General features: G+C 73.4%; 21 protein-coding genes. 12 read left to right on the plus strand and 9 right to left on the minus strand.

What is annotated here, in order from left to right:
- The first annotated feature begins 4 nt into the window (after nucleotides 1-4).
- Genes ABD350_RS32045 through ABD350_RS32065 form a run of 5 tightly spaced genes read left to right on the plus strand, consistent with a single transcriptional unit; the run spans nucleotide 5 to nucleotide 8,108 of the window.
- A complete protein-coding gene (locus ABD350_RS32045; protein ID WP_344352444.1) occupies nucleotides 5-1,045 on the plus strand; it encodes a hypothetical protein in 1,041 nt (346 codons plus the stop codon).
- A 17-nt stretch (nucleotides 1,046-1,062) separates the two neighbouring features.
- Nucleotides 1,063-1,917, plus strand: a complete 855-nt coding sequence (locus ABD350_RS32050) for an ACP S-malonyltransferase (RefSeq protein WP_344352445.1) — start codon at nucleotides 1,063-1,065, stop codon at nucleotides 1,915-1,917.
- The gene (locus ABD350_RS32055; RefSeq protein ID WP_344352446.1) at nucleotides 1,914-5,504 is read left to right on the plus strand and encodes a type I polyketide synthase; all 3,591 of its coding nucleotides are present in this window, start codon (nucleotides 1,914-1,916) and stop codon (nucleotides 5,502-5,504) included. Before ABD350_RS32050 ends, ABD350_RS32055 begins: the two co-directional genes overlap by 4 nt.
- Entirely contained in the window at nucleotides 5,497-6,900 is a 1,404-nt protein-coding gene (locus tag ABD350_RS32060; RefSeq protein WP_344352447.1) for an MATE family efflux transporter, read from the plus strand. Before ABD350_RS32055 ends, ABD350_RS32060 begins: the two co-directional genes overlap by 8 nt.
- Nucleotides 6,897-8,108, plus strand: a complete 1,212-nt coding sequence (locus ABD350_RS32065; protein ID WP_344352448.1) for a glycosyltransferase — start codon at nucleotides 6,897-6,899, stop codon at nucleotides 8,106-8,108. The genes ABD350_RS32060 and ABD350_RS32065 overlap by 4 nt, the downstream gene beginning before the upstream one ends.
- A 228-nt stretch (nucleotides 8,109-8,336) precedes the next feature.
- Here the strand turns inward: ABD350_RS32065 and ABD350_RS32070 are convergent, their stop codons facing one another.
- Together ABD350_RS32070 and ABD350_RS32075 are read right to left on the minus strand one after the other, a co-directional pair.
- Nucleotides 8,337-9,596 carry a PP2C family protein-serine/threonine phosphatase gene (locus ABD350_RS32070; RefSeq protein WP_382466871.1) on the minus strand — a complete coding sequence of 420 codons (1,260 nt, stop codon included), beginning with the start codon at nucleotides 9,594-9,596 and terminating at the stop codon, nucleotides 8,337-8,339.
- Entirely contained in the window at nucleotides 9,596-10,405 is an 810-nt protein-coding gene (locus ABD350_RS32075; RefSeq protein WP_344352540.1) for an alpha/beta fold hydrolase, read from the minus strand. The genes ABD350_RS32070 and ABD350_RS32075 overlap by 1 nt, the downstream gene beginning before the upstream one ends.
- Nucleotides 10,406-10,895: 490 nt before the next feature.
- Here ABD350_RS32075 and ABD350_RS32080 point away from each other — a divergent pair, with 490 nt between their 5' ends.
- From ABD350_RS32080 to ABD350_RS32095, 4 genes are all read left to right on the plus strand, one after another.
- On the plus strand, nucleotides 10,896-11,828 hold the full coding sequence (locus ABD350_RS32080) for a CPBP family intramembrane glutamic endopeptidase (protein WP_344352450.1): 933 nt from the start codon (nucleotides 10,896-10,898) through the stop codon (nucleotides 11,826-11,828).
- 451 nt (nucleotides 11,829-12,279) lie between these two features.
- On the plus strand, nucleotides 12,280-13,497 hold the full coding sequence (locus tag ABD350_RS32085; protein WP_344352451.1) for a sensor histidine kinase: 1,218 nt from the start codon (nucleotides 12,280-12,282) through the stop codon (nucleotides 13,495-13,497).
- Nucleotides 13,498-13,501: 4 nt separating this feature from the next.
- Nucleotides 13,502-14,206 (plus strand): response regulator, encoded by a 705-nt coding sequence (locus tag ABD350_RS32090; RefSeq protein ID WP_344352452.1) that lies wholly within the window; start codon nucleotides 13,502-13,504, stop codon nucleotides 14,204-14,206.
- A gap of 81 nt (nucleotides 14,207-14,287) precedes the next feature.
- Nucleotides 14,288-15,046, plus strand: a complete 759-nt coding sequence (locus ABD350_RS32095) for an SDR family oxidoreductase (protein WP_344352453.1) — start codon at nucleotides 14,288-14,290, stop codon at nucleotides 15,044-15,046.
- 28 nt (nucleotides 15,047-15,074) lie between these two features.
- On the opposite strand, the gene ABD350_RS32100 is transcribed toward ABD350_RS32095, so the two are convergent.
- Both ABD350_RS32100 and ABD350_RS32105 read right to left on the minus strand, forming a co-directional pair.
- On the minus strand, nucleotides 15,075-16,265 hold the full coding sequence (locus ABD350_RS32100; RefSeq protein WP_344352454.1) for a YihY/virulence factor BrkB family protein: 1,191 nt from the start codon (nucleotides 16,263-16,265) through the stop codon (nucleotides 15,075-15,077).
- A gap of 397 nt (nucleotides 16,266-16,662) precedes the next feature.
- Nucleotides 16,663-18,228, minus strand: a complete 1,566-nt coding sequence (locus ABD350_RS32105; RefSeq protein ID WP_344352455.1) for an MFS transporter — start codon at nucleotides 18,226-18,228, stop codon at nucleotides 16,663-16,665.
- Between the two features lie 89 nt (nucleotides 18,229-18,317).
- On the opposite strand from ABD350_RS32105, the gene ABD350_RS32110 reads away from it, so the two are divergent.
- Nucleotides 18,318-18,686, plus strand: a complete 369-nt coding sequence (locus tag ABD350_RS32110; protein WP_344352456.1) for a winged helix-turn-helix transcriptional regulator — start codon at nucleotides 18,318-18,320, stop codon at nucleotides 18,684-18,686.
- Between the two features lie 131 nt (nucleotides 18,687-18,817).
- On the opposite strand, the gene ABD350_RS32115 is transcribed toward ABD350_RS32110, so the two are convergent.
- The 3 genes from ABD350_RS32115 to ABD350_RS32125 form a co-directional block, all read right to left on the minus strand.
- Nucleotides 18,818-19,417 carry an Rv1733c family protein gene (locus tag ABD350_RS32115; RefSeq protein ID WP_344352457.1) on the minus strand — a complete coding sequence of 200 codons (600 nt, stop codon included), beginning with the start codon at nucleotides 19,415-19,417 and terminating at the stop codon, nucleotides 18,818-18,820.
- A gap of 142 nt (nucleotides 19,418-19,559) precedes the next feature.
- Nucleotides 19,560-20,501 (minus strand): TIGR03943 family putative permease subunit, encoded by a 942-nt coding sequence (locus tag ABD350_RS32120; protein ID WP_344352541.1) that lies wholly within the window; start codon nucleotides 20,499-20,501, stop codon nucleotides 19,560-19,562.
- Nucleotides 20,498-21,544 (minus strand): permease, encoded by a 1,047-nt coding sequence (locus ABD350_RS32125; protein ID WP_344352458.1) that lies wholly within the window; start codon nucleotides 21,542-21,544, stop codon nucleotides 20,498-20,500. The genes ABD350_RS32120 and ABD350_RS32125 overlap by 4 nt, the downstream gene beginning before the upstream one ends.
- 197 nt (nucleotides 21,545-21,741) lie before the next feature.
- On the opposite strand from ABD350_RS32125, the gene ABD350_RS32130 reads away from it, so the two are divergent.
- Nucleotides 21,742-22,554, plus strand: coding sequence for a serine hydrolase (locus ABD350_RS32130; protein ID WP_344352459.1), 813 nt, complete (start codon nucleotides 21,742-21,744; stop codon nucleotides 22,552-22,554).
- Nucleotides 22,555-22,699: 145 nt separating this feature from the next.
- Entirely contained in the window at nucleotides 22,700-23,113 is a 414-nt protein-coding gene (locus ABD350_RS32135) for an SRPBCC family protein (protein ID WP_344352460.1), read from the plus strand.
- Nucleotides 23,114-23,278: 165 nt separating this feature from the next.
- Here the strand turns inward: ABD350_RS32135 and ABD350_RS32140 are convergent, their stop codons facing one another.
- Nucleotides 23,279-23,806 (minus strand): hypothetical protein, encoded by a 528-nt coding sequence (locus ABD350_RS32140; protein WP_344352461.1) that lies wholly within the window; start codon nucleotides 23,804-23,806, stop codon nucleotides 23,279-23,281.
- 125 nt (nucleotides 23,807-23,931) lie between these two features.
- The gene (locus tag ABD350_RS32145) at nucleotides 23,932-25,551 is read right to left on the minus strand and encodes an ABC transporter substrate-binding protein (RefSeq protein WP_344352462.1); all 1,620 of its coding nucleotides are present in this window, start codon (nucleotides 25,549-25,551) and stop codon (nucleotides 23,932-23,934) included.
- Nucleotide 25,552 lies beyond the last annotated feature (1 nt).

Consider the following 25,552-nt stretch of genomic DNA (forward strand, 5'->3'; position numbering starts at 1 on the left):
GCACATGCGAGACCTTTACCTGTTCAGCGGCATGGCGGGGATGCAAGGACCGCCGCTCGCCGCGTTACGGGCGCTGTACACGCGCCCCGAGAACGCCCGGTACTTCACCACGGCTGTCGAGGCAGTGGCCGGCGTGCTCGACCACGTCGGCGCGGACGCCTACCGCGGGGAACTGCCCGGCGGCATCCCGCTGACCGCCTGGCTCCGCGGCGCGTCACCCGACGACGCCGCGCTGGACCACTCCATCGTCGACGGGCTGTGCGCCCACCTCTACCAACTGTGCCTGCTGCAGCCCGCGATCGGCGGCCGCGACCGCGACCGGCCCGCGCCGGTGGCCGCCATCGGCCACAGTCTGGGCCTGATCGGCGCGGTGGTCGCCGGGCTGCGGATCACCGGCCGCCGGCAGTACACGGACCTCTGTCACGACATGATCACCATGACAGCGCTCACCCTGATCCGCTGTCACCAGCAGACGCCGCCGCGGAGCGGCGAGGCCACCCCGATGGCAGCGGTGACGGGCCTGAAGGCCGAGGAACTGCGCGACCTCGCGGCTCACTCCCCGGTGCACGTCGCGCTTGCCAACTCCGGACGCTCGCACGTGCTGGCCGGAGAGCCGGCCGACCTCGCCGGCTTCCGGTCACGGCACGCACGGCGGTTCGCCGACACCGGGGTGCGCTGGGCCTATCTGCGCAGCACCGCGCCGTTCCACACCCCGCTGCTGAACGCGGCGGTGCGTGCGGCGCTGGAGGACCGGCACCTGATGACGTCCACGCTGACCGGAGACCGGCTGGCCGTGCCGGTCTACGTCGCCGACGCGCCGGTCAACCTCCAGCACCGCGGCGACTTGCTGCCGGACATCCTCGCCCACGCGGTGTGCCGGCCACTGGACTGGCCCGGCACGGTCCACGCGGCGATCGACGGCTGCCGGCCCGACCGGATCGTCGACTTCGGCCCGGGTCCTTCGGCCCGGGTGTTCACCCGGGAGAGCCTGCGCGGCAGCCACAACGGGCTGCGTTACCGCAGCATCCCCGCACCAGCGGCCTGATTGAGGAGCGTCCACGCATGCACTGTCTGGTCTTCCCCGGCCAAGGCGCACAGCGCAGAGGTATGGGAGAAGCACTGTTCGAGCGGTACCCGCGACAGACCGCGGCCGCGTCCGAGCTGCTCGGATACTCCGTCGCGGAGCTGTGCCGCGACGACCCCGAGGACCGGCTCGCCGACACCCGCTACGCCCAGCCGGCCGTCTTCCTCGTCAACGCGCTGTCCTGGCTGGACCTGGAACGGGCCGGCCGGCGCTACGACTACTTCGCCGGGCACAGCCTGGGCGAGTTCAACGCGCTGGTGGCCGCCGGAGTCATCGGCCTCATGAACGGCCTCGCCCTGGTCCGGCGCCGCGCCGAGCTGATGGCCGGCGTCACCGGCGGCGCCATGGTCGCGGTGGTCGGGCAGGACTCGGCACGGGTCGAGGCGACACTGCGCACCGCCGGGTTCAACCTGGTGCACGTCGCCAACCGCAACAGCGACCGGCAGGTCACGGTGGCCGGCGACCGGCGGCAACTGGCGCTCGCGGCCAAGGCCCTGCGCGGCCCGGACGTCCGGGTGCTGCCGGTGCACGTGAGCGGCCCGTTCCACACGCCGGCGATGGCCCCGGCCGGCCGGGCGTTCGCGGACGTCCTGCGCGCGTACGAGTTCCGCGCCGGGCACACGCCCGTGATGTCGAGCGTCACCGGCGCCGAGTTCGATCCCGGCCAGGCCGTCCAGCTGCTCAGCAGGCAGATCTCCCGCCCGGTGGAGTGGGTACGCACCGTCCGCGCTCTGCGCGCCGCCGGCGTGGACCACTTCGACGAGGCCGACGGCACCACTCTCACCGCCTTCATCGCACGGATCGCGGCACAGCCCACGGAGGAACGCGTATGACCACGGACATCGCCATCGTCGGATTGTCCGTCGAAGTACCGGACGCGCCGGACCAGCACGCCTTCTGGGACGTCGTCCGCACCGGCCGCAGCCTCACCCGGTCCTTCCCGGCGCGGCGACGCCGGGACGTCGAGGAGTTCCTGCGCTACCACCGCGCATCCGCCCTGGTGCCGGACGCCGAGGAACGCGTCGCGTTCCACGACGGCAGCTTCCTGGACCGGGTCGACCTGTTCGACCACGCCTTCTTCGGCATGACCCCGAAGCAGGCCGCGGTCACCGACCCGCACCAGCGGCTGGTCCTGCGCACCATGTACCGCGCGCTGGAGGACGCCGGATACACCGGCCGGCGACTGGCCGGCAGCCGCACCGGCGTGTACATCGGCTACGCCGGCAACCCCGGCGGGTCCTACCTGGACTACTTCTGCCGCATCGACCCCGCGCTGGGCCAGCTCGGCATCACCGGCAACATCGTCACCATGCTGGCCAACCGGCTGTCCTACCTGCTGGACCTGCGCGGGCCCAGCATGGTGATCGACAGCGCCTGCTCGGCCTCGCTGCTGGCGCTGCACCAGGCCAGGGCCGCGCTGCTGCTGGGCGACTGCGAGATGGCCGTGGTGGCCGGCACCCGCGTGGTGATGGCGCCCGTGCAGCACCCGCACACCCGCATCGGCATCGAGTCCTCAGACGGCGTGACCCGCACCTTCGACGAGAGCGCCGACGGCACCGGATTCGGCGAGGGCTCCGGAGCGGTCGTGCTCAAGCGGCTGGACCGGGCACTGGCCGACGGCGACCAGGTGTACGCGGTCGTCAAGGGCAGCGCGGTCAACCACGACGGCCACTCGGAGATGATGACCGCGCCGGACGCCGGGGCCCAGGCCGATCTCCTGGACGCCGCGTGGCGCGCCGCCGGCGTGGACCCCCGAACGATCGGCTACCTGGAGGTGCACGGCACCGCCACCAAGGTCGGCGACCCGATCGAATTCGAGGGACTGCGGCGGGCGTTCGCCGCCCGGACCGACGACCGGCGGTTCTGCGCGGTCGGCACCGTGAAGGCGAACATAGGCCACCTCTTCGAGGGCTCGGGCGTCATGGGCGTGATCAAGACCGCCCTCGCGTTGCGGCACCGCACGATCCCTCCGCTGGCCAACTACGTGCGGCCCAACGAGGCCATCGACCTGGCGGGAGGTCCGGTGTACGTGCCCCTGGAGGCCCGCGCGTGGCCGGACGGTGACGGCCCCCGGCGTGCCGGAGTCAGCGCCTTCGGCCTCGGCGGGACCAACGCCCACGTCGTGCTGGAGGAGTTCACCGCCGCGCCGCCGGAACCCGGCGAGGACCGGCCGCCCTACCTCTTCACGCTGAGCGCGCAGAGCCCGGCGTCCCTCGGCCGGCTGGTCACCCGCTACCGCGAGGCGATCGACGCGGGCCGGATCGAGGGCACCGTCCGGGACGTGTGCTGGACGTCGAACGTCTCCCGCGCCCACCACCGCCACCGGCTCGCCTGCACGGTGGCCGACCTGCCCGCCCTGCGGGCGGCGCTGGCGGCCACCGAGACCGGTGAGGTGCCGGACGCCGCCCGCACCGACGCCGCCCGGCACTGGGCCGGCGGCGGTGAAGCGGACCTGCGTGCGCAGTACCGGGGAACGGCCCCGCGCACCGTGCACCTGCCGCCGTACGAGTTCGACGAGACCCGCGCCTGGGTCGACTTCCCCGACGACTGGCAGGACCGGTTCGCCCTGGCCGCGCCGCGCGTGGCACACCCGCTGACCCACGCGGTGGAGTTCACGCCGGCGCCGCCCGCGCGGTACGCGGACGCGTCGCCCCGCGTGCTGGCGCTGGCGGATCCGGAGGCGGCCGACGCCGTGGCCGCCGTCCTGCCGCCGGACGCGGTGCTGCGCACGCCGGGTGCCCCCGGCACCGAACCGGACGGGCTCGCCGAGGAACTCGTCGGCGAGGGGTACACCCACCTGGTGTATGCCCCGGCCCCCGGCGGCGCACCGGCTGCCGATCCGGCCGGGCTGGACCGCCGCGTCGACGAGCACCTGACCGGCCTGTTCCGGCTGGCGAAGGCGCTCATGCACGCCGGCGCGACGGTCGACTTGGTGGTGCTGACCCGCCGGGCGCTGGCGGTCGTACCGGGCGAGGCGGACGTCGTCACGGAACACGCGGCGCTCGCCGGGCTGGTCAAGGCGATCGCCCGCGAGTACCCGTATGTGACCGTCCGGCTGGTCGACACCGACGACGCGGCGCCCGCCGAGCTGCTGCGCGAGGAGATCCTCGCCCGGCAGGCCGGCGTGTACGCGCTGCGCGGCACGGCCAAGTACCGCGAGTCGTTCTCGGAGCTGCCGGGGGTCGAGGCGGTCCGCGACACATATCTGCGGCCCGGCGGCGCCTACCTGATCACCGGCGGACTCGGCGCCATCGGACTGGAGACGGCCCGTCACTTCGCGGCCGGCGCTCCCGGCGCGCACCTGTACCTGCTCGGACGCACCGCGTTGCCGCCCGAGACCGAGTGGGACGCGGTCGCCGCCGACCCGCAGCATCCCGCCGCGGCGCGTGTCACCGCGGTCCGTGACATCACCGCGCTCGGCGCCACCGTGCACCCGGTGGCCGCCGACGTCGCCGACGAGACCGCGCTGGCGGCCGTGCTGGACACCGTCCGCGCCGCGCACGGCCGTGTCGACGGGATCGTGCACGCCGCCGGAGTGCCCGGCGACAGCCTCATCGCCTACCGGGAGGCGGCCGGGTTCACGGCCGTCCTGCGGCCCAAGCTGCGCGGCGCGTTCCTGCTGCACCACCTGACCCGGGACGACCGTCCGGACTTCATCCTGCACATGTCCTCGGTGGCCGCGGTCTTCCCGGCCCTCGGGCAGGCCGACTACGCGGCCGCGAACTACTACCTGGACCACCTGGCCCGCGCCCTGGACACACCCGAGCACCGCGTGGTCAGCGTCGAGTGGGTGGCCTGGCGGGAGGTCGGCATGGCGGTCGCCGCCGGCGTCAACGAGGACCTGGCGTTCCGCTCGCTGCGCACACGCGACGGTCTGGGCCTGATCGACGCGGCGCTGTGCGGCGGCCGGCCGGTACTCTTCGCCGGCGAGATCAACTACGACAGCGACCTGATGAGCGTCCTGCCGACGTACGACGTGGCCCTGTCCGCGGACATCGAGGACAAGATCGCGACGGGGCTGGCGGCGCTCGCCGAGCGGACCAAGCGGAACCTGGCACGCGTGCGCGAGGCCGTGGAGTCCACCGAGGTACGGCTCACCGGGCAGCCGGACGGCGAGTACACCGACACCGAACGGATGGTGGGCCGCTGCCTGGCGCATGCCCTCGGCCATCCGGAGATCGACGTGCACGCCGACTTCCGGGACCTGGGCGCCGACTCGATCATGGCGCTGACCATCGGCAACAGCATCTCCTCCTGCATCGGCCGCCAGTTCGACGCCGTCGACCTGATGAGCGAGCGCACCGTGGTCGCCGTCGCCCGGCTCATCGAGACCAAGTACGACGCGGACGTACGGGGTGACGACGACGGCGGGGACGACGACGCGTGGCTCGACGAGCTGCTGACCATGCCCGGTGAGTGACGTGCCGGACCTGACGCGGGGCCCGGTCCTGTCCGGCGTCGTCGGCATCGCGGCCCCGCTGGCCCTGGCCAACCTGCTCCAGCAGGGCTACCTGCTGGTCGACAGCGCGGTCGTCGGCCGTTACGTGGGCGTCGACGGGCTGGCCGCGATGGGTGCGGCACTACCGCTGTACGCGATCCTGACCTCCCTGTTCACGGGTGTCTCCAACGCCTTCTCGGTACGGCTCGGGCACCTCGCCGGCGCCGGCCGGCGCGACGACCCCAGCGTGCTGCGGGCCCTCGCGGTGTGCACCGTCGTGTGGGCGGTGGTCTGCGCCGTGGCCGCGGTACTGATCACGGCGCCGCTGCTGGCGCTGACGGGTGTGACCGCCGAGGTCGCCGCCGAGGCCCGGACCTTCGTGGTGACGCTGTGCTCGGGCATGATCGCCGTGTACGCGCTCGGCGCGGTCTGTGCGGTCCTGACCGGCCGCGGCGACGCCCGCCGGGCCACCGGACTGTTGATCGCCGCGAGCGTGCTGAACGCGGTGTTCGCCTGGCTGTTCGTCGGTCCGGGCCGGCTCGGCATCGCGGGCGCCGCGCTGGCCGTATGGGCCGCCAACGCGCTGGCCGCGGCGGCCGGCCTGACCCGTTTGGTGAGTGAACAGCGCCGGCGCCCGGCCGGGACGTCCGGGGTCACGGTCGCCACGGTCCGCGCCGAGATACGGCGCGGCCTGCGGATCGGCGTCCCGATGGCCGTGCAGTACCTGCTGATCGGCGTCGGTGTCCTGGCCCTGGTGTGGATCATCACGCCGTTCGGGGACGAGGCGCTCGCCGCGCTGACCGTCGTCTCCCGCCTGGAGCTGCTGACCAGCGCGCTGTTCCTCAACCTGTCCGGCGCGCTCATGGTGTTCACCGCGCAGAACACCGGTGCCGGACAGGCCGCGCGCGTCCGCGACGGCGTCCGCCACAGCGTGTGGCTGGGCGTCGCGCTCACCGCGGTGGTGTCCCTGCTGCTGCTCACCGGACGCGGGCCGGTCGCCGCGCTGTTCTCCGGCAGCGACGAGACCCGGCTGATCACCGAGCGGTACATCCTCATCACGGCGCCGTTCTTCCTGTGCTACACGCTGACGGTCGTACTGCACGGCTGGTTCAATGGCATCGCCCGTACCGTGGTGCCGCTGGTCTGCACGGTGCTGTCGCTGGGCGTGGTCCGGTTGCCGCTGTCGTACGGGCTGGGCCACGCCCGGGGCGTCGACGGAGTCATGTGGGCGACGGTGATCGGCTGGGCCGCGGGACTGGTGTACACCCTCCTGGCCGCCGCCCGGCGCACGGGGAGCCCGCCCGAAGGCGGCCACGACCAAGGCCACGACACCAAGGAAGGCCCGATGGCGACCTCGGACAACCGGGGCGACCGGTGATCCGCACTCTCTTCGTCAGCGACATCCTGCCCCGCCGTCCCGCCGGCGGCGCGGTGCGGCGAATGGACGTCGTCACCGCCGCCCTCGCCGAACTGGGCCCGGTGGACGGGCTGTTCCTCGCACCGTCCGGTACCGCCCCACCGCCGCGGGAGACCACCCGCTTCGCCCGCACCGGCGTGGCCGGTGTACCGCCGTACACGGGCGTCCGCGCCCTGCTGGAGATCACGGCACGCGGGCCGTCGGCCGCCTACGCCGCTCACCAGCGGCGCACCCTCGCCCCCGGGCTGCCCGACTGGTCGACCGGCACCCGCTACGACCTCGTCTGGTTCAACCGGGAACGCACCTGGCTGCCGCTGCGCGGCCGGTTCACCGGCCGGACGGTCGTCGACGTGGACGACTTCGAGGACGTGCTGATCCGCCGCTGGACACGGCTCGGCCAGGGCGTGTGGGGGGTACCGCTGACCCCGTGGCAGCGGGTGCAGGCACGCCGTTCCATCGCCTGGTGGCGCCGCGTCCACCGGCGGGTGGCACGGCAGGCCGACGTGGTCGTGGCCGCCTGCGCCGCCGACGCGGCCCGGCTCGGCCGCGGGGACCGGACAGCCGTGGTCCCGAACACCTACCCCGCTCCGCCCGCTCACCCGCCGGTGCCGCCGCGCCCCGACGGCGGTGCGACCATCCTGTTCCAGGGCTCCTTCGACTGGGCGCCCAACACGGACGCCGCCCGCTGGCTGACCGCGGACATCCTCCCGCTGGTCCGCGAGCGGATCCCGCACGCGAGGGTCGTACTGGCGGGCGCCTCCACACCGGAGGTCGCCGCGCTGGCAGGCCCGCACGTCGAGGTCACCGGCGCGGTCCCCGACATGACACCTCACTTGCGGGGCGCCGACCTGGTGATGGTGCCGCTGCGCGTGGGCAGCGGCACCCGGATCAAGATCCTGGAAGCCTTCGCACACGGTGTGCCGGTGGTCAGCACCACGATCGGCGCGGAGGGACTCGACGTGGTCGCCGGTGAGCACCTGGCGATCGCCGACACGGCCGAGGACCTGGCACGGCAGTGCGCCGATCTGCTCACCGACCGGGCCGCGAGGACCGCCATGGTCACCACGGCGGCCCGCCTGCACACCGTCCGTCACCTGCCCGGACACGCGGCGGCCCGGGTACGGCAGGCGGCCCTGCGGGCGACCGGCGGTCCGGCCACCGACCCATGAGGATCCCCGCAGGCCCTTCGGTGCGTGACCGTTCCGCTCCGGGCGGAGTCGGGCGGTTCAGAGGACAGCAGTTCTTCGGCGCCGTGGCCGCGGAGCTGCCGTGGCCGAGAAGCCCGTGGTGGGGTGGCTGCTACGCGGACTGAGCGTGAGCCCTGCCGGCACGGGGGCCCGCTGCCGGGTGGCGTCGGTCTGCCGGGGGCTTCCAGGCCCCTTCGGCTGCCTGGGCGCTCACTGTCGCTCTTCTCGGTCGGCGCGGGGCACGTGGACGGCCAGGACGGCGGTGTCGTCGTCCACCCCGGTGCCGAACGTGCCGAGGAGGTCACGGAGGGCTGTGATGGTGCCCTGGGCGGTGGTGGGGGCCAAGGCCCGGACGAAGTCGAGGAGGGCTTCATCGCCGTAGCGTTCGCCGCGGAGGACGGTGTGGGCCTCGGTGAGACCGTCGGTGTGCAGCAGGAGGGTGTCCCCGGGACCGAGGCGGAAGGAGATGGTGGCGATGTCGGCGTCGGGCAGGACGCCGATGAGCTGGCCGCCGGGGGTGGGCAGGTAGTCGGCGGTGCCGTCCGCGCGGAGCAGCAGCGCCGGGGGGTGGCCGCCGCTGGCGAGGATGATGCGGAAGCCGCCTTGGTCGCCGTCGGGGGTGAGCAGGCCGAAGATGACGGTGCAGAACCGGGGGTCGGTGCCGTTGTACTCGTGGTTGAGGACGGTGTTGAGGTTGCTGAGGACCGCCGCCGGGTCGGGGTCGTAGACGGCGGCGGCGCGCAGGGTGTAGCGGGCCAGGGAGGTGACGGCCGCCGCCTGGGCGCCCTTGCCGCACACGTCTCCGAGGAACAGTCCCCAGGTACCGGCTGCGAGGGGGAAGAGGTCGTAGAAGTCGCCGCCGACCTCGTCGGTCGAGGCGATGTGGTAGTACGCGGCCACGTCCAGGCCGGGCACGTTCTCCACCGCCGGCGGCAGCAGCGTCTTCTGCAGGGTGGTGGCCAGTTGCTGGAGGCGTGCGCGTTCGCGCTCGGCCTCCTGGCGGGCGCGCAGCAGTTCCTGCTCGTAGGCGCGGCGATCACGGGCGTCGAAGACGGTGGTACGGATCAGCAGCGGCTGCCCGTCGCTGCCGGTCTTGACGGTGGAGGTCACGAGGACCGGCATCCGGCTGCCATCAGCCGCCCTCAGCTCCAGTGCGATGCCGCTGATCTCGCCCTGCATGCGCAGGAGCGGCGCGAAGTGCGTCTCGTGATACAGCCGCCCACCGGTGGTGAGGAGATCACTGAACTTCCTCCGGCCGACCAGCTCCGTGCGCTTGTAGCCCAGCCAGTTCAGCAAAGTGGTGTTGACCTTGGCGATCCGCCCGTCCAGCAGGGTGGAGAGATATCCGCACGGGGCGTTCTCGTACAGGTCCTCGACGCTGTCTTCCAGCAGAGCGGAGAATGTCCGGTCGTCGTCCGGGGGCTGTCCGGGATCCGGGCCGCAGCCCTGGTCGCCGTCGCTCCGGCACATCATCGCGGTGTCCTCGCGAACGCGGCGATGGCCTGGGCCGTCTCCTCGGGGGCGCTGAGCTGGGGGCAGTGCCCAGTGGCGCTCAGGGTGATGAGCCGGCTGCCCTTGATCTGGGCCTGGACGAAGGGGCCGACCTCTGGTGGGGCGATGGCGTCGCTGGAACACTGGGCAACGAGGGTGGGCACCGTCACCTGCGCCAGGTCGGTGCGGTTGTCGGACAGGAACGTCACCCGGGCGAAGACCCGGGCGATCTCCGGGTCGGTGGCGCAGAAGCTGTTGGTCAGCTCCTGCCCCAGTTCCGGGCGCTCGGGGTTGCCCATGATGACCGGTGCCATCGACCCTGACCAGCCCAGATAGTTCGCGTCCAAGGACTGCAGCAGTTCCTCGATGTCCTCGGCGCTGAACCCGCCGCGGTACCCGGTCGCGGGATCGTCGATGAAGCAGGGGGAGGGGGCGAGCAGCACCAGCCCGGCGAAGTACTCCGGGTGTCGCGCCGCGGCCAGCACGCCCATCATCGCGCTGACCGAGTGGCCCACGAACGTCACCGGACCGAGGTTCAGCTCCCGGCAGATCTCCAGCACGTCGTCCACGTAGCCGTCCATGCCGGAGTAGCGGTCCTCGCTCCACGCCGACAGGTCCGAGCGGCCTGCTCCCACATGGTCGAAGAGCACCACCGTGAACTCTCGCTCCAGCGTCGGTACCACCAGACGCCACAAGTTCTGGTCGCATCCGAACCCGTGCGCCAGCATCACGACGGGCCCGCCCGGCCGCCCGGACACCCGCACCTGGTTCCTGCCGCGCACGTCCATACGCCTCATCCTCGCAGATTTCGGGACGCCGGGAACCGGCGAGCGACGCATGACGACGCCTCCCTCCTGCGATAAGGGACTGCGGCGATGGAGGCGGTCCGCCGTGTGCCGCTCGGCGGCTGCGGACTCCTGGTGCCGGAACACCGCGATGACGAACCCACCCTCGACCCGGGCGCGCTCGCTTGCCGCCCTGGCAGCGGTGGTGTCGGTCAAGACGATCGACTGGGACCTGATCCGCCGGCAGTGGAGAAGTGGCGGAGCCGGCTCACCGACGCCGACCGGCGGGCCCTGTCCCGCTGAACTCCCGCCTCGGCCTCGCCGCCGCGGCGGTCATGGTGTCCGGCTGTCGTCGGGTGCCTGATCCTTTTACGGGACGCATCCCCCGCGAGAGCTACAGGAGCTGTCCCTGTGCGGGTGATTCGCGGACGGCGCCGCATTCCTAGCGTGGTTGTCCGGTCGCAGCTGTGCGACCGCTACAGGGGAGGCCACGATGAGTACAACATCCACCGCAGGTCACGCCGGAGGCTCCGGCCCGGACACCGGCCCCGACGGTCACCACACTCGTGGCGGTCGTCTCGACCGGATCGTCCGCTCTCCGCTCGGCTGGATGCTGACGGGCCTGGTCGGCGTCGGCCTGGTCTCGGGTCTGACCGCCATGGGTCCTGGTCCGGTTCCGGTGCTGGGCGCGGTGGCCGCGGTGGTCGTGTACTGGCTGGTCATGCGCCGTGTCGCGCGACGCTCGACGCCGGAGATCGCACGGCGGGGAGCCGGCCGGGAGGCGCTGCTGGGCGGCGCGACCGGCCTCGGCTTCGTTCTGGTGTCGGTCTTGCTGATCACGGCGTTCGGGGGCTACTCGTTCTCCTGGGCGGGCCATGGCTTCATGGCGGTCGTCTGGTCCGCGGTCATGGTGCAGATCGGCACCGCGGTCACCGAGGAGTTGTTGTTCCGCGGTCTGGCGCTGCAGGCTCTGGAGCAGTTGTGGGGCAGCCGGGCCGCCATCGTGATCACCGGGCTGTTCTTCGGCATCGCCCATCTGGGCACCCCGGGAGCCAGTGCGTGGAGTGCGCTGGCGATCGCTTTGGAGGCGGGCGTGATGCTCGGTGCCGCGTTCCTGTGGCGGCGTAGCATCTGGTTCGTCGCGGGTCTGCACTTCGCCTGGAACACCACCGAACAGTTGTTGGGCATCCCGGTCTCCGGGCACACCTCCGAGGGTCTGTTCGCCGTCGACGTGCAGGGCTCCACTGTGCTGTCCGGCGGTGGCTTCGGATTGGAGGCGGCGCTGGTGCCCGTCGTCTTCGGTGTGCTGCTCGCCGTCCGGATGTGCGTCCTCGCCCGCCGCGGCGGCCGTCTGCTGCCCCGTCGTTCCGCACGACACACTCAGACCGGCCGACCGGAGGAAACGGCGGTAAACCCTTCTCGGTAAGAGGCACTTGTGAAGACCTGGTCGGAATCACCATGGTGCCGTCCGGGCCGAGGTGTGGGTAACCGGCCGCCGCCGCGCGCTCCAGCGCGATGGTCACCTCCCGGTGGTCGCCCTGCGGGTACCGGCTCCCTCCCACAAGGCAACTCCGGATGCGGCCGGTCGTGTTCGGCCTGTGTCGCAGCGAGCGCGCTATGTTTGTCCTCCGGCTGTTCGCCGACGTCCCCGAAGAGGACATCCCGATGACGATCACCGAAACAGCCGGAGAGCGCTGGTGGGCTGCCGGCCGCGTCGTCACCCCCCACGAACGACGTCCTCACCGGTGCCGAGGCGACGAGTTGAGGCCGGCGCCGACCGCCCCGCCCACGTCGCTCGACCGAGCTCGGCCATGACCGTACTGTCTGAGCACGAAGATCACGAAGGGTCGCGAAACGCTACCGGGAAAGGTGCAGTGATGTCCCTTCAGGCGCCCTGGAGCCGTGCGCCGCGCGACTGGTGGGAGGAGCGGGACGCCTTCCTCAAGGACGGCGTCCTCGCCCTGGTGCTGGCCCTGTTGGCCTTCGTGCCCACCCTGTCCAACATCGGAGGGCAGCTCGGGGATCTGCCCGAGCGGCCGGCGAGCGCGCTGAGCGTCGGGCTGGTTCTGGCCCAGACCCTGCCGCTGGCGGCCCGCCGGCGGTGGCCCGCGGGCTGTCTGGCTGTCGTCGCGGGCGCGTTCGCCGCGTACCAGGCGCTGGGCTTCGCGACGACGTTCGGGAGTCTGGGGCTGTATCTGGCCCTGTACTCGGCCGGGGCCCACCAGGTTCGCCTCCGCCGTGGCCTGGCGGGCGCGGTGAGTGCGGGCTACGCCGTGCTGGCCCTCGTCCTGGACCGCCTCGGCTCACCGCAGGGCATCGCGGACTATCTCGCGTTCTATCTGACTCTGGCCGCGTTCTGGCTGGTGGGGAGCATCGTGCGCACACGGCGGGCGGAAGAGGCGCAGCGCCGGCGGCTGACCGCCGAAGTGGCCACGGCCGCGGAGCGGGCACGCATCGCCGGCGAGCTGCACGACGTGGTCACCCATCATGTGACGGCCATGGTGGTGCAGGCGGACGCGGCACAGTTCCTGCTCACCTCCGCACCGGACAAAGCAGGCGAGGGGCTCTCGGCCGTCAGCGACACCGGCCGTCGGGCGCTGGCAGAGCTGCGACACCTGCTCGGTGTGCTGGAGGCGACCGGCGAGTCGGCGTCCGCGGACCCGGTGCGCGCGGACCGGGCACCCACCCTGGGACGGCTCGGAGATCTGGTCGAACAGGCCCGCAGGTCGGGGCAGCCGGTCGAGTTCAGCGAGCAGGGCGAGCGGCGGGCGCAGTCCGTGGACGTGGAGCTGGCGGCGTACCGGGTGGTGCAAGAGGCGCTCACCAATGCGATGAAGTACGCCGCCGGGCAGACGACACATGTTCTGGTCCGGCACGGCGAGGAGCGTATCGAGATCAAGGTGACCACCGACGGGCCCCTCGTCTCCCCGGCCGCCGCACCTGCCGTGCGGAAGCCGGGCCCTGCGGGCGGGCGTGGACTGGCGGGGCTGCGTGCACGGGCCCGCATGGTCGATGGTGAACTGGAGGCCGGTCCCCGGCCCGAAGGCGGGTTCGAGGTCCGCGCCACCATTCCGTCCAAGTCCGCATCGGAGTGATCCCGTGAGCGATGCGCCGCCACCGATCCGTGTGCTCGTCTGCGACGACCAGGCACTGGTGCGCACCGGCTACGTCACCATCTTCTCCGCCCAGCCCGACATGGAGGTCGTCGGAGAGGCCGAGAACGGGCACGAGGCGGTCCAGGCCGCGGGGCGCCTGCGTCCCGACGTGGTGGTGATGGACATCCGGATGCCCCTGCTCGACGGCATCCAGGCGACCCGGCAACTGGCCGGTCCCGACGCCGAGGCACCGCCGAAGGTACTGGTCGTCACCACCTTCAACGTGGACGCCTACGTCTACGACGCGCTGCGGGCCGGGGCCAGCGGCTTCCTCCTCAAGGACGCGCCCCCGGCGGAGCTGGTCAACGGCATCCGTACGGTCGCCAGGGGCGAGGCCCTGCTGGCCCCCGCCGTCACCCGCCACCTCGTCGGCCGCTTCGCCGAACACCTGCGCCCCTCCGATGCTTCCCGGCCGGCCAGCAAGGACGTGGTACGGGCACTGACCCCGCGCGAGCTGGAGGTGCTCCGGCAGATCGCTGAGGGGCTGTCGAACGCGGAGATCGCCGCGGAGCTCTTCATCACGCCCGAGACGGTCAAGACGTACGTGTCGAGGATCCTGGCCAAACTCGGCCTGCGCGACCGGGTCCAGGCCGTCGTCCTCGCCTATGAGACCGGCCTGATCAGTCCGGGCGGCCACCGGGCGGGGTGACCCGGCCCGGTGGCCGCCCGGGGCAGGTCGATGTCCGTTCCCCGCCGGAGCTCACCCCGCCCCTTCCGGTGGGATGGGCACATGACTTCACGAGAGAACCCGAACGGCCAGACGACCCGGGCGGCCCTGGTCACCGGCGGCAGCCGGGGCATCGGCGCGGCGACGGCACGGCGACTGGCCCGGGAGGGCGCGGACGTGGCCCTGACCTACGCGCACGACAAGGAAGCGGCCGAAGGGGTCGTACGGGACATCGAGGCGCTGGGGCGGCGGGCGGTGGCCCTGCGCGCGGATTCGGCGGACGCGGCGGAGGCCGCGGACGCGGTACGGCGGGCCGCCGCCGAACTGGGCGGACTGGACGTGCTGGTGGCCAACGCGGCCGTAGGGGTGATGGAACCGCTGGAGAACCTGTCCCTCGCCGACGTCGACCGGGTCCTCGCGGTGAACGTGCGCGGGGTGTTCCTGGCGGCCCGGTCCGCCGCCGCGCTGATGGGTTCGGGCGGGCGGATCATCACCGTCGGCAGCTGTATCACCACGCGGGTGCCGGGGCCGGGGGCCACGCTGTACGCGATGAGCAAGTCCGCCGTGGTCGGGCTGACGAAGGCGCTGGCGCGGGAGCTGGCCGGGCGGGGGATCACGGCGAACGTCGTGCATCCGGGCCCGACCGACACCGACATGAACCCCGCGGACGGCCCCTACGCCTCCGGTCAGGCGGCCATGACCGCGCTGGGCCGGTTCGGCACGGCCGAGGAGGTGGCGTCCATGGTGGCGTTCCTCGCCGGACCGGAGGCGGACTATGTGACGGGCGCGGAGTTCTCGGTGGACGGCGGCTACGCGGCCTGAGCCGGACGGGACGGGCAGGGTGTGCGCATCAGGGCCGGTTCAGGCGGCGCACATCCTCCTCGTCCCACTTCCGGGTGTCGCGGGGCTGCACATAGGGCTCGGCGCGGGGTGGGTGGCCGCCGGCGATGGCCCGTTGCCGCAGGGTCTCCGCGTCGAACTCCAGACCCAGCAGGATGGCCAGGTTGGTGATCCACAGCCAGACCAGGAAGACGATGACGCCGGCCATCGTGCCGTAGGTCTTGTTGTACGAGGCGAAACCGGCGACGTAGAACGCGAAGCCGGCGGAGGCCACCAACCAGATCAGCAGGGCGAGGACACTGCCGGGGGTGATCCACCTGAAGCCCCTCACCTTGGCGTTGGGGGCCGCCCAGTACAGGATCGCGATCATGAGGGTGACCAGCACGACCAGCACCGGCCACTTCGCGATCGACCACGCCGTCAGGGCCGTGTCGCCGAGGCCGAGCGCCTGCCCGGCCCGCTTGGCCAGCCCGCCGGTGAAGACGACGATCAGCGCGCCGGCCACGGACAGCACCATCAGCACGACCGTGACGCCCACCCGCACCGGGAGGATCTTCCACACCGGGCGGCCCTCGGGCATGTCGTAGACGGCGTTGGCGGCGCGGATGAAGGCGGCCACGTAGCCGGACGCGGACCACACCGCCAGCACGATACCGACCAGGGCCATCACCGAGCCGATACCGGCCTTGTCCTGGAGCTGTCCCACGGCCCGGACGAGGATGTCCCGGGCCGGTCCGGGGGCGAGGCCCTGCACGTTGGCCAGCACCCGGTCGGTGGCCGAGCGGCCGATGACGGACAGCAGGGAGACCAGCACCAGCAGGGCGGGGAAGAGGGACAGGACGGCGTAGTAGGTGAGCGCCGCGGCCCGGTCGGTCAGCTCGTCGTCCCGGAACTCGCGCAGCGCGCCCCGGAACACCGCGCCCCAGGCCCGCCGGGGCAGTCGTACCGGGCTGTCCGGCGCGGCCCGCTCCGTCTCGGGCGCGGGCCCGGCCTCCTCCGGCGCGGGCGTCCGGGGCTCCGGCCCCTCGTCACGGTCGGACACCGTCCCGGGCGCCCGGGACTCCGGGCTCTCGTCACGGCCCGGCGCCCCTCGCCCCGGCTCCGGCCCGGCCCCGGCCTCCTGCCGCGTCGGCGTCCGTGCCTGAAGGCTCTCGTCGGCGGCCTGCCGGTGACGCCGCCGTGGAACGTGCAGCTTGGTCATGGCGGCCGGGTAACCAGTCACGGCGCCCTCACGCGCACGGTGCGGATGCAACCGGCGGCGGAGGCCGGCCCCGACCGACACGGCCACCGACCGACGTCCCCCACCGAGACCGACGTCCCCCACCGACCTGAAACGTCTTCCCCCACCACCGGACACCGCCCACCGGCCCGGCAGACCACCAGCCCAAACCCGACGAACCACCGACCACCCCGGCTCCCGCCGCCCGCCGGGCAGGCCCCACGCCGTCGCCGGGTGATGCCCACCAGCCCGGCGGACCGCCTGCCGGGACCCGGTGGGCACCGACCGGGGTCTCCCGTCACCTGCCGGGCGGCTTCCGCCGTCAGGCCGGTCGGGGCAGGTGCCGGGCGCGTCCTGCCGGGTGCCGGGGCCGGTGGGTTCAGGCGTCGGTCTTGCCGGGGCGCAGCAGCACGGCTGCCAGTAGGGCCGTGCCGGTCACGATGACGGCGGTGGTGGCGGTGACGGCGGTGAACGCGCGGTCGTAGGCGTGCCGGCCCGCGTGCAGCAGGGCGTCGGCGGTGTGGTCGGGCAGGCGCGGGGTCAGTCCCTCCAGTGCCGTGAAGGACCGCTTCGCCGTGGCCCGTTGGTCCGGGTCGAGTCCGGGGACGGCCGGCAGACTCGTGCGGTAGACGGTGGTCAGGACGGTGCCGAGGACCGCGACGCCGAGACCCGCGCCGAGTTCGAAGGAGGTCTCCTGGATCGCGGCGGCCTCCCCGGACCGCTCGGGCCGGGCGGCGCTCATGATGGAGTCGGCGCCCAGGGTCATCACGACGCCCGCGCCGTACCCCGCGCAGAGCAGCGGCCCGAGCAGGGCGCCGTAGCGGCCGGTGTCGCCGGTGAGCGCGAGAACGGCCAGGGCGGCGGCGAACAGGGCGAGGGCGGCGCTGAGCGACCAGCGGTCCCCCAGCCGGCGGGCGACCCAGGGCGCCGTCACCGCCCCGGCCGCGTTGGCGCCGGCCAGCGGCATCAGCGCGAGGCCGGCCCGGGACGGCGAGTACGCGCCGGTCTGCTGGAGCCACTGGGTGAGGAAGAACAGCAGCGCCACATAGCTCCCGAAGCAGCCGATCACACACAGCGTCGCGGTGGTGAACCGGCGTGCGCGGAACAGGGAGAAGTCCAGCAGGGGTTCGGGGATACGGCGCTGGCGGCGCACGAAGACGTACAGCAGCACGGCACCGGCGCCGGCGGTGCCGAGGACGAGGCCGTCGGCGCCCGCGTGGTCCCCGGCCCGCTGGAGGGCGTGGACGACGCCGGCCAGGCCGGTGACGGACAGCACCACGCCGGCGACGTCCCAGCGGCGCGGAACCGGGTTGCGGGACTCGGGGATCACCTTGGCACCGACGGCCAGGACGACGACGATGACGGGCACGTTGACCAGGAAGACGGCGCCCCAGCCCCACCTCTCGGTGACGAGGCCGCCGACGAGGGGGCCGATGGTCGTGCCGACGCTGTGCGCGGCGGTCCAGATGCCGAGGGCGACGGCGCGTTCCCGGTCGTCGGCGAAGACGACCCGGATGATCGCCACCGTGGACGCCATGATCATGGCCGCGCCGACGCCCAGCGCGGCGCGCGCCGCGATCAACTGGGCGGTGGTCGTGGAGAAGGCACAGGCCGTGGAGGCGAGGCCGAAGGTGACGAAGCCACCGAGGACCATGCGGCGGCGCCCGAGCCGGTCGCCGAGGGTGCCGCAGGTCACCAGCAGCGCGGCGAGCGTGAGGGAGTAGACGTCGACGATCCACAGCAACCGCGCGGGCGACGGCTCCAGTTCGCGGCTCATCCGGGGTACGGCGGCGTGCAGCACGGTGAGGTCGGTGCCGCACAGCAGCAGGCTGCCCGAGACCACGGCCAGCACCAGCCATCGCCTGCCGTGGCTCCGGTCCGCCTCGTACCCCTCCGCCGTCTCCCCGGGCGTGCGCGGCACCGCCCGCGCCTCCTTCTGTGACATAGCCTCAGCTTCCGGAGGTACCGGACCGGGCCGCAAGTACGGTCTTTCCTGTGGCCTGGTGCCCTGTTGTATACCCATGGAGGTCAGCGGTGCGTTCGAAGATCGATGATGTGCCGGATCAGTGCGCCGTGGAGTTCGCGATGGAGATCCTGGGGGGCCGCTGGAAACTGGCGATCCTCAAGCAGCTGACCGCCGGAACCCTCCGGTTCGGCGAGCTGCGGCGCACCCTGCCCGGCGTCACCCAGCGCATGCTGACGCGGCAGTTGCGCGAACTGGAGGAGGACGGGCTGGTGTCGCGGACGGTGTACGCGGAGGTGCCGCCGCGGGTGGAGTACGCGCTCACCGAAGTCGGCCACAGCCTGGACGCCATCACCGAGGAACTCGACAAGTGGGGCCACTGGTACCGGGAGCGGGTGCGCGGCGGGGCAGCGCGCGCAGCCGGTGAAGAACCCGGCTGAGGACACACCTCCCCGAGCCCGTGCGGGCCTCTCTCACCGAGCCCCTACGGACCTCTCCCCCAACCCGTACGAATCTCTCTCCCCCAGCCCGTGCGGGCCTTGCTCCCCGGCACTCCCCGGCCCCGCCCCGGTCAGCCGACGCCCCCGCTGAGGTTCCCCCACCGGGGCCCGATCTGCTTCCACTCCTCGTCCCACTCGGCCATGCGCCGCCGGATGAGCGAGCCGCGGACCAGCCGTACCCCGCCCCAGACCAGCGCGCCGGCCGCCGGGGCGACGAGGGCGCCGGTGAGGGCCGCCTGGACATCGGCCGCCGTGCCGGTGACGGGCGGGGGCACGACCCGGCCGGCCTGGTCCGTCCATACCGTCACCCGGCTTCCGGCGGGTGCGCCGGGGGCGACCCTGGCGTGGCCGGTGTGCACGGATCCGTCCGCGTCCGTCCAGCGCACGGTCGCCCACACCCGCCCGTCGTAGCCGCCGCCCGCGGCCGGGGTACGGGCGGCGCCGTCGGTGAGCACGGCGGAGACGGGTTGCAGCCGGGCCAGCCGCGCCGTGAACGCGGACTCGGAGGTCTGGGCCGCCGCGACGCCCGCGACGGTCCCGACGAGCAGGACCAGCAGCCAGCCGACGAGCACGATCCAGGCCTCGACGACATCGCTGTGCCGTTTGAGCGGGTTGCGCCGCCAGCGCCACAGCCGCACCCGGGTGACCGCCGTGGGGGGTGTCCGCGTCATCGTCACCGCCTCCTTCCGCGCACCGGCGGCCCGCGACCGGGGCGGCCGTCCGCGGCGGCCGGGACCCGGTCCCGGAGCGAGCGTCACGACACCATCCTGCACCCGTCCCGGCCGGTCGTACGCCCTGCTGCGGGAGCCTTGTTCAGGAAGGGGTCAGCGGGAGATCGTCGGTGTAGGCGTTGACCGGCGGGGCGATGGGCCGGGCGTCCCGGACGTCGAGCGCGGCCTGGGCGGTGCGGGTGCCCAGGGCGCCGCGCGGGTGCCAGGTACCGGTCACCGCCAGCCAGGTGTCGGCGGGCGGCGCCGGCCTGCCGTACATGCGCACCCGGACCGTCTGGGAGTCCGCGGCGCAGCAGGAGAAGACGATCCGGGTCAGGTACCAGCCGCCGTCCCGGCCGGCCGGGGTGACGAAGCCGGTCAGCCGGACGGTGCGGCCCGCGACGGCCCGGCTGCGGTCCTGCCGCACCCGCTTGGTGAACTCCGTGAGGGTCAGCGGCAGGGGCGAGGCCGTGGGCAGCGGGGCGAACCCCCGCTGCACGGCCACCGTTTTGTCGTTGGCGCGGGCCGCGGTGTACGCGCCGAGCGCGGGCGGGGCGTAGCAGAGCAGACTGAGCGCGGGCAGGAGCAGCAGCCAGGCGACGCGGGGGGTGCCGGTGTGGTCGTGCCCGTGGCCGTCGGCGGGCCCGTGGCCGTCGGCGGGCCCGCCAAGGTCGGCGTACCCCAAGCCGTGGCCGTCGGCGTGCCCGTGGCCGTCGGCATCGGTGTGCCCGCGCCCGTCACCGTAGGCGTGTCCGTCACCGTCGGCATGCTCGTGTCCGTCACCGTCGGCATGCTCCTGGTCGTCGGCGCCGGCGTGCTCCGCGGGCCGTCCGTGCTCCGCGGGCCGTCCGTGCTCCGCGGGCCGTCGGCCGGTGCGGGTGGTGGCCGCCGTCAGGGCGAGCAGCAGCAGGACCGCCCCGGACCCGATCAGCAGCGGGCGCAGTCCGGCCTTGACGTAGCGCAGGTAGAGGTCGGTGATCAGGGCCGCGTGCAGCAGCCCCGCCCCGGTCAGGGCCGGCAGCAGGATCCGGGCGGGGTATCTCACCACAGCGCTGCCCCGGTCAGGACGCCGGCGGCGACCGCCACGACGGTGGTCGCCGTGCAGAACCGCCAGGCGAAGGCGCGGCCGAAGGTGCCGGCTTGCAGCGCGAAGAGCTTCAGGTCGACCATCGGGCCGACCACCAGGAACGCGAGCCGGGCGGTCGGCGAGAACCCGGTGAGGGAGGCGGCGACGAACGCGTCCGCCTCCGAGCAGACGGCCAGCAGCACGGCCAGGCCCGCCAGGAACGGCACCGACAGCCACGGCGAGCCGGAGAAGGCGTCGAGGACGGCACCCGGCACGGTGACGTTGAAGGTGGCCGCGGCCATCGCGCCCAGCACCAGGAAGCCGCCGGCGTGCAGGAAGTCGTGCTGGAAGCCGAGCCGGAACTCGGTCCGGCGGCTGTGGCCGGGCCGGTGCCCGGTGGCGCGGTGGCGCAGCAGGGGGCGCAGCCATTCCTCTTTGCCGAGCCAGAGCCACAGCCAGCCCATCACGGCCGCCGTGGTGAGGGAGGCGAGCAGCCGGGCGGCGACCATCGCGGGGTTGTCGGGGAAGGCGACGGCGGTGGCCGTGAGCACCACGGGGTTGACGGCCGGCGCGGAGAGCAGGAAGGCGAAGGCGGCCGCCGGCGGCACGCCCCGGCGGATCAGGCTGCTCGCGACCGGTACGGAGGCGCACTCGCAGCCGGGCAGGACGGCGCCGGCGGCCCCGGCGACCGGTACGGCCAGGGCGGGCCGCTTCGGCAGCACCCTGGTGAACAGACCGGCCGGCACGAAGGCGTTGATCGCGCCGGACAGCGCGGTGCCGAGGAGCAGGAACGGCAGCGCCTGGAGGGTGATGGCCAGGCAGACGGTCCGCCAGGCCTGGACGGCCGGATGCTCCAGCCACCGGGTGCCGACGGCCACGAGTACGGCCGCGGACAAGAGGGCGGCGCCGGGCAGCCACGGCCGGACGCCGAACGGCCGGGACCGGATCCGGCGCACGGGCGGACCGGAGGATACGGCGGTCACGCACCGGGCCGCACCGGCCCGGTCATCCGTTGTCTCCATCGTCGTCGCTCCGGAGGTCGATGTCGGGGCGACGATAGGCGAGCGGGCGGGCCCGGCCGCGCGTACACGCCGCCGGGCAGGCGGGCCGGGCGGCACGATGCGCCCATCGGTGGCTCTTCTCACAATCCGCGCGAACAGGGCCGGAACGTGACGGCGGCCATGCCGCCGGACGCGCCGGTTGTCTACGTTCGTGACCCATGTCGTCCCGCCCCTCCCGCACCGCACGTACCATCGCCGGCGCCCTCGTGGCCTCGACGGCCGCCCTGCTGGCCGCCGGCCTTCCGCACCCGGCGGCGGCCGCGACCCCGCCCGCCCCGTCCGGGAAGCCCTCGGCGCACGCCACGGCGGCGGTGCTCGACCTGGACGGCACCGGCCGCACCACCGTGGTGCGCGGCGCGGACCGGGCCTACGACACCGCCAGCATCGTCAAGGTCGACATCCTCGCGGCGCTGCTGCTCCAGGCGCAGGACGCGGGCCGTCCGCTGAGCAAGACCGAGCGGGATCTCGCCGAGCCGATGATCCGGCGCAGTGACAACGCGGCGGCGGACGCCCTGTGGCGGCGGATCGGCCGCGCCTCCGGGCTGGCGGCGGCCAACGAGCGGCTGGGGCTGACCTCGACCACGGGCGGGCCCGGCGGCAGGTGGGGGCTGACCCGGACCACGGCGAGCGACCAGATACGGCTGCTGCGGGCCGTGTTCGACTCCGGCGGCACGGTGCGCCGGGGTTCCGGCGGGCTCGACGCCGAGTCCCGCGCCCGCATGCGTTCGCTGATGAGCCGGGTCGTGTCCGGGCAGACCTGGGGCGTCTCGGCGGCCGGGGACCCGGGCTCCCGGCCGGTGCTGAAGAACGGCTGGCTGCGGCGGAGCGCCACGGGCCGCTGGGACGTCAACAGCGTCGGCGAGATCACCGCGAGGGGCCACCGCTATCTCGTGGCGGTGCTGTCCGACGGGAACGCGTCCATGGGTGACGGCATATCCCTGGTGGAGCGCACGGCGCGGGCGGCGCTCTGACGCCTTGGGCCTCGGGTCCGCACCGCACGGCGCGGCACCGGCCCGGGGCCTTCGGTCCCCACGGTCGGCGGCGGGGGCTTTTCGGCCGCCGTGGAAGGGGCACGCGGTCGGGGTACGACTTCCGACCGGAAGGGGCGCTACCACGATGTCCGAGTACGAACGTTCCCGCACGTTGCCCGCGCAGCCCGAGCACGTCTTCGACCAGGCGGCCAACGTCGCCCAGCTCGACTCCTGGCTCCCGGACGCGCTGCACGTGCACGTCGAGGACCCGCCCGCCGTGACGGTGCACGAGGACCGGTCCGGCGAGGATATGCCCGCCCTGCTGCGCGCCGAGCCGGACCAGATGCGCCTGGAGTGGGGCACCCGTGAGCAGGGCGGTTACACCGGCTGGCTCCAGGTGGCGGGCATCGGCAGCGGCGCCAGCGAGGTGACCGTGCACCTGTCGTTCTTCGACGAGAGCCACGATCCGGGCGAGCGGGCGGTGGGTGACGCGCTGGACGGCAGTCTGCGGCGGCTGGAGCAGCAGGTGCGCATGCGGGTCGACAACGCGGCCGGCTGACCCGCGACGCGTACCGGCCGGGTACCGATCAGTCGGAGACCGCGGGCCTCCCCCCGGTGCGGCAGAGGCCCGCGGTGTGCGTGGACGGCACGGTTCCGGCGACGACCACGGCCCGCACTCGCCTTACGCCGTCGACACCCTGGTGGACGGCGACCGGCCGGGCGGTCACGCCGCGAGGGGCCGGTCCGGGGTGAGGCGGTCCAGGAGCTGGTCGTGGTGCAGTCCGGCCACGGGGGCCAGCAGGTCGGGGTGGCGGAGCAGGGTGGCGGCCCGGCGGTCGCTGTCGTCGGGGGCGAGCAGCCGGCGGTACTCGGCCGGGGCGTGGGCGGTGTGCTCGCCGTCGGCGAGCGCGGCGACGGCGAGGGCGGCCAGCCGGGGGTCGGTGAGCAGCGCGGCGGCCCAGCTGGCGACGACCTCGTCCACCCAGGTGCGCCAGGCCCACTCCTCGGCGGGGTGTTCGCCGGCCGGTTCCGCGCCGGCGATCCAGTCGAGGCGGGCGGCGCCGCCGGGGCCGGCCAGGGTGACCAGGCCCGCGTCGATCTCGGTGGGGTAGCGCAGCCGGGCGGCGACCGTCACCGCCTGCCGGGCCTGCGCCTCGCACAGCGCGGCGGCGAGCGCGCCGCCGCTGGGCGGGTAGGCGACCGTCAGCCAGCGCGCCGTGGCGGCGATCAGGGGGGACAGGTCAGTGAGCACAGCCGGGCCGTCCGAGGTGAGGGGTACAGGGGCTCCACGCCACGGTAGCCGGGCGCCCGGCACGCCCGGGAGGGGGTGCGAACCAGGTCATATGTGAGGTGACGCACGCCCGCCGGGCGCTGGTGTCAGGGTGTGCTGCTGGGGATGACGCAGTTCCTCGGCTGCGGTGCGCCGGTGGGCCAGCCCAGGCCGACGTACTTGAGCGTGCCCTCGCCCTTGCGGCCCGGGTCGAGTTCGACCACCGCCACCGGCTTGTCGTACGGGTTTCCGCCGCCGGTCAGGCAGATCAGGCCGCTGGTGCCCGGCACCCGGTGCTGGGCGTTCAGCCGGACCCACTCCTGGCCGACCTCCTCCAGGGCGGGCACCTTCTCGGCGGGGCCGCTCTGCACCTGGTGCAGTGCCGTGCCGATGGTGACCATGCCGTCGTACACGAGCATCGTGCGGGAGTCCTCCAGGCTGGGCGTGCCGCCGAGGTCGGCCCCCTGGCGCCGGGCGGTGTCGATCACGTTCCGCAGGCGGTCCAGGGCCGCCTTGGGCTCCGCGAGGTACTGGGGCAGTTCCTTCGCGGCAGGCTCCCGGCCGTGCCGCTCGCGCCACTCCTTCCGCCAGGCGGTCAGCTCGGTCTCCCAGGCCTCGGGGTGCGCGGGGGCGGCGTACTGCACCGTCACCTTCGCCTCGCCGTCCGTGCCGCGCAGCTCCTGCCAGTCGTCCTCGCTCATGTACTGCCGCAGCGAGGCGGCGTCGGAGCCGCTGATGATGGTGTAGTGCCGGTTCTGGCAGCCGACCTCGGCGAGCTTGAGCGCGAAGAGCCGCAGGTGCAGGGTGCGCCCCGCGAAGTAGACGGTGTCGGCCTCGGAGCTGCAGATGTTGTTGGCGATCTGGGTGAACTGGTTGCCGGTGGCGCCCGGCTCGTCGATCGCCGGGGAGGTGAAGGACATCTCGGCGGGGCCGGCCGGACCCTTCTCCTCGATGCTGTCGAAGGCCTTCGCCAGCGACTCGTTGTAACTGTCCTGACGGGTGTCGTGGACCAGCACCGTCCTGCGGTCCTCCCGGTCCTGTCCGCCGGTGAAGGCGGCCAGCGCCCGGGCCACCTGGTAGTTGGTGGGGATGATCCGGGCCAGGCCGGGGAACTTCGGCTTCGCCACCGCGTCCAGGCCCTCCTCGTTCGCGATGCCGTCGCCGGTGATCCGGGAGGCGAGGACGGGGATCTTGTTCGCGGTCAGGCGTCCGACGGCCTCCGTCGTGGCGTCGAGGCTGAGGTTGAAGCCGGTGACGGCGCGCAGCCGGTCCTCGGGTGAGCGGGCCATGCGCAGCAGGGTGTCCACGACCGGTGCCTGGTGCGCGTACTCCCGGCCGGGGTTGGCCAGCACCAAGCGGATCTTCGGCGGTTCGCCCTCGCCCTCGTTGGCCTGGAGCTGCCCCAGGTACGCCCCTTGGAGGTCGCTGCGTATCTGCCGGCGCAGCGCCTTGCTGTCGGACTCCAGCGGCAGCATCATCGCCACCGTCACATAAGGGTCCTTCTCGATCCTCTTGTTCTCCCGCGCGATGGCCTGGGCGACGCCGGCGATCTCCTCGGTGTCGAAGTCGTAGCCCTCGCCGTTGACGCCGACGCATTCGCCGCCGATCCGCTCGACGCCCTCGGCGCAGGTGTCCGGCCGGTGGAGGAAGGTCCAGCCGAACAGGCCTCCTGCCACCAGGGCCGCCGTGACCAGCAGGGTGTACAGGATCTTCTTCCACCTGGGCATC

It is taken from the genome of Streptomyces nogalater (genome assembly GCF_039532885.1).
Taxonomy (GTDB): domain Bacteria; phylum Actinomycetota; class Actinomycetes; order Streptomycetales; family Streptomycetaceae; genus Streptomyces; species Streptomyces nogalater.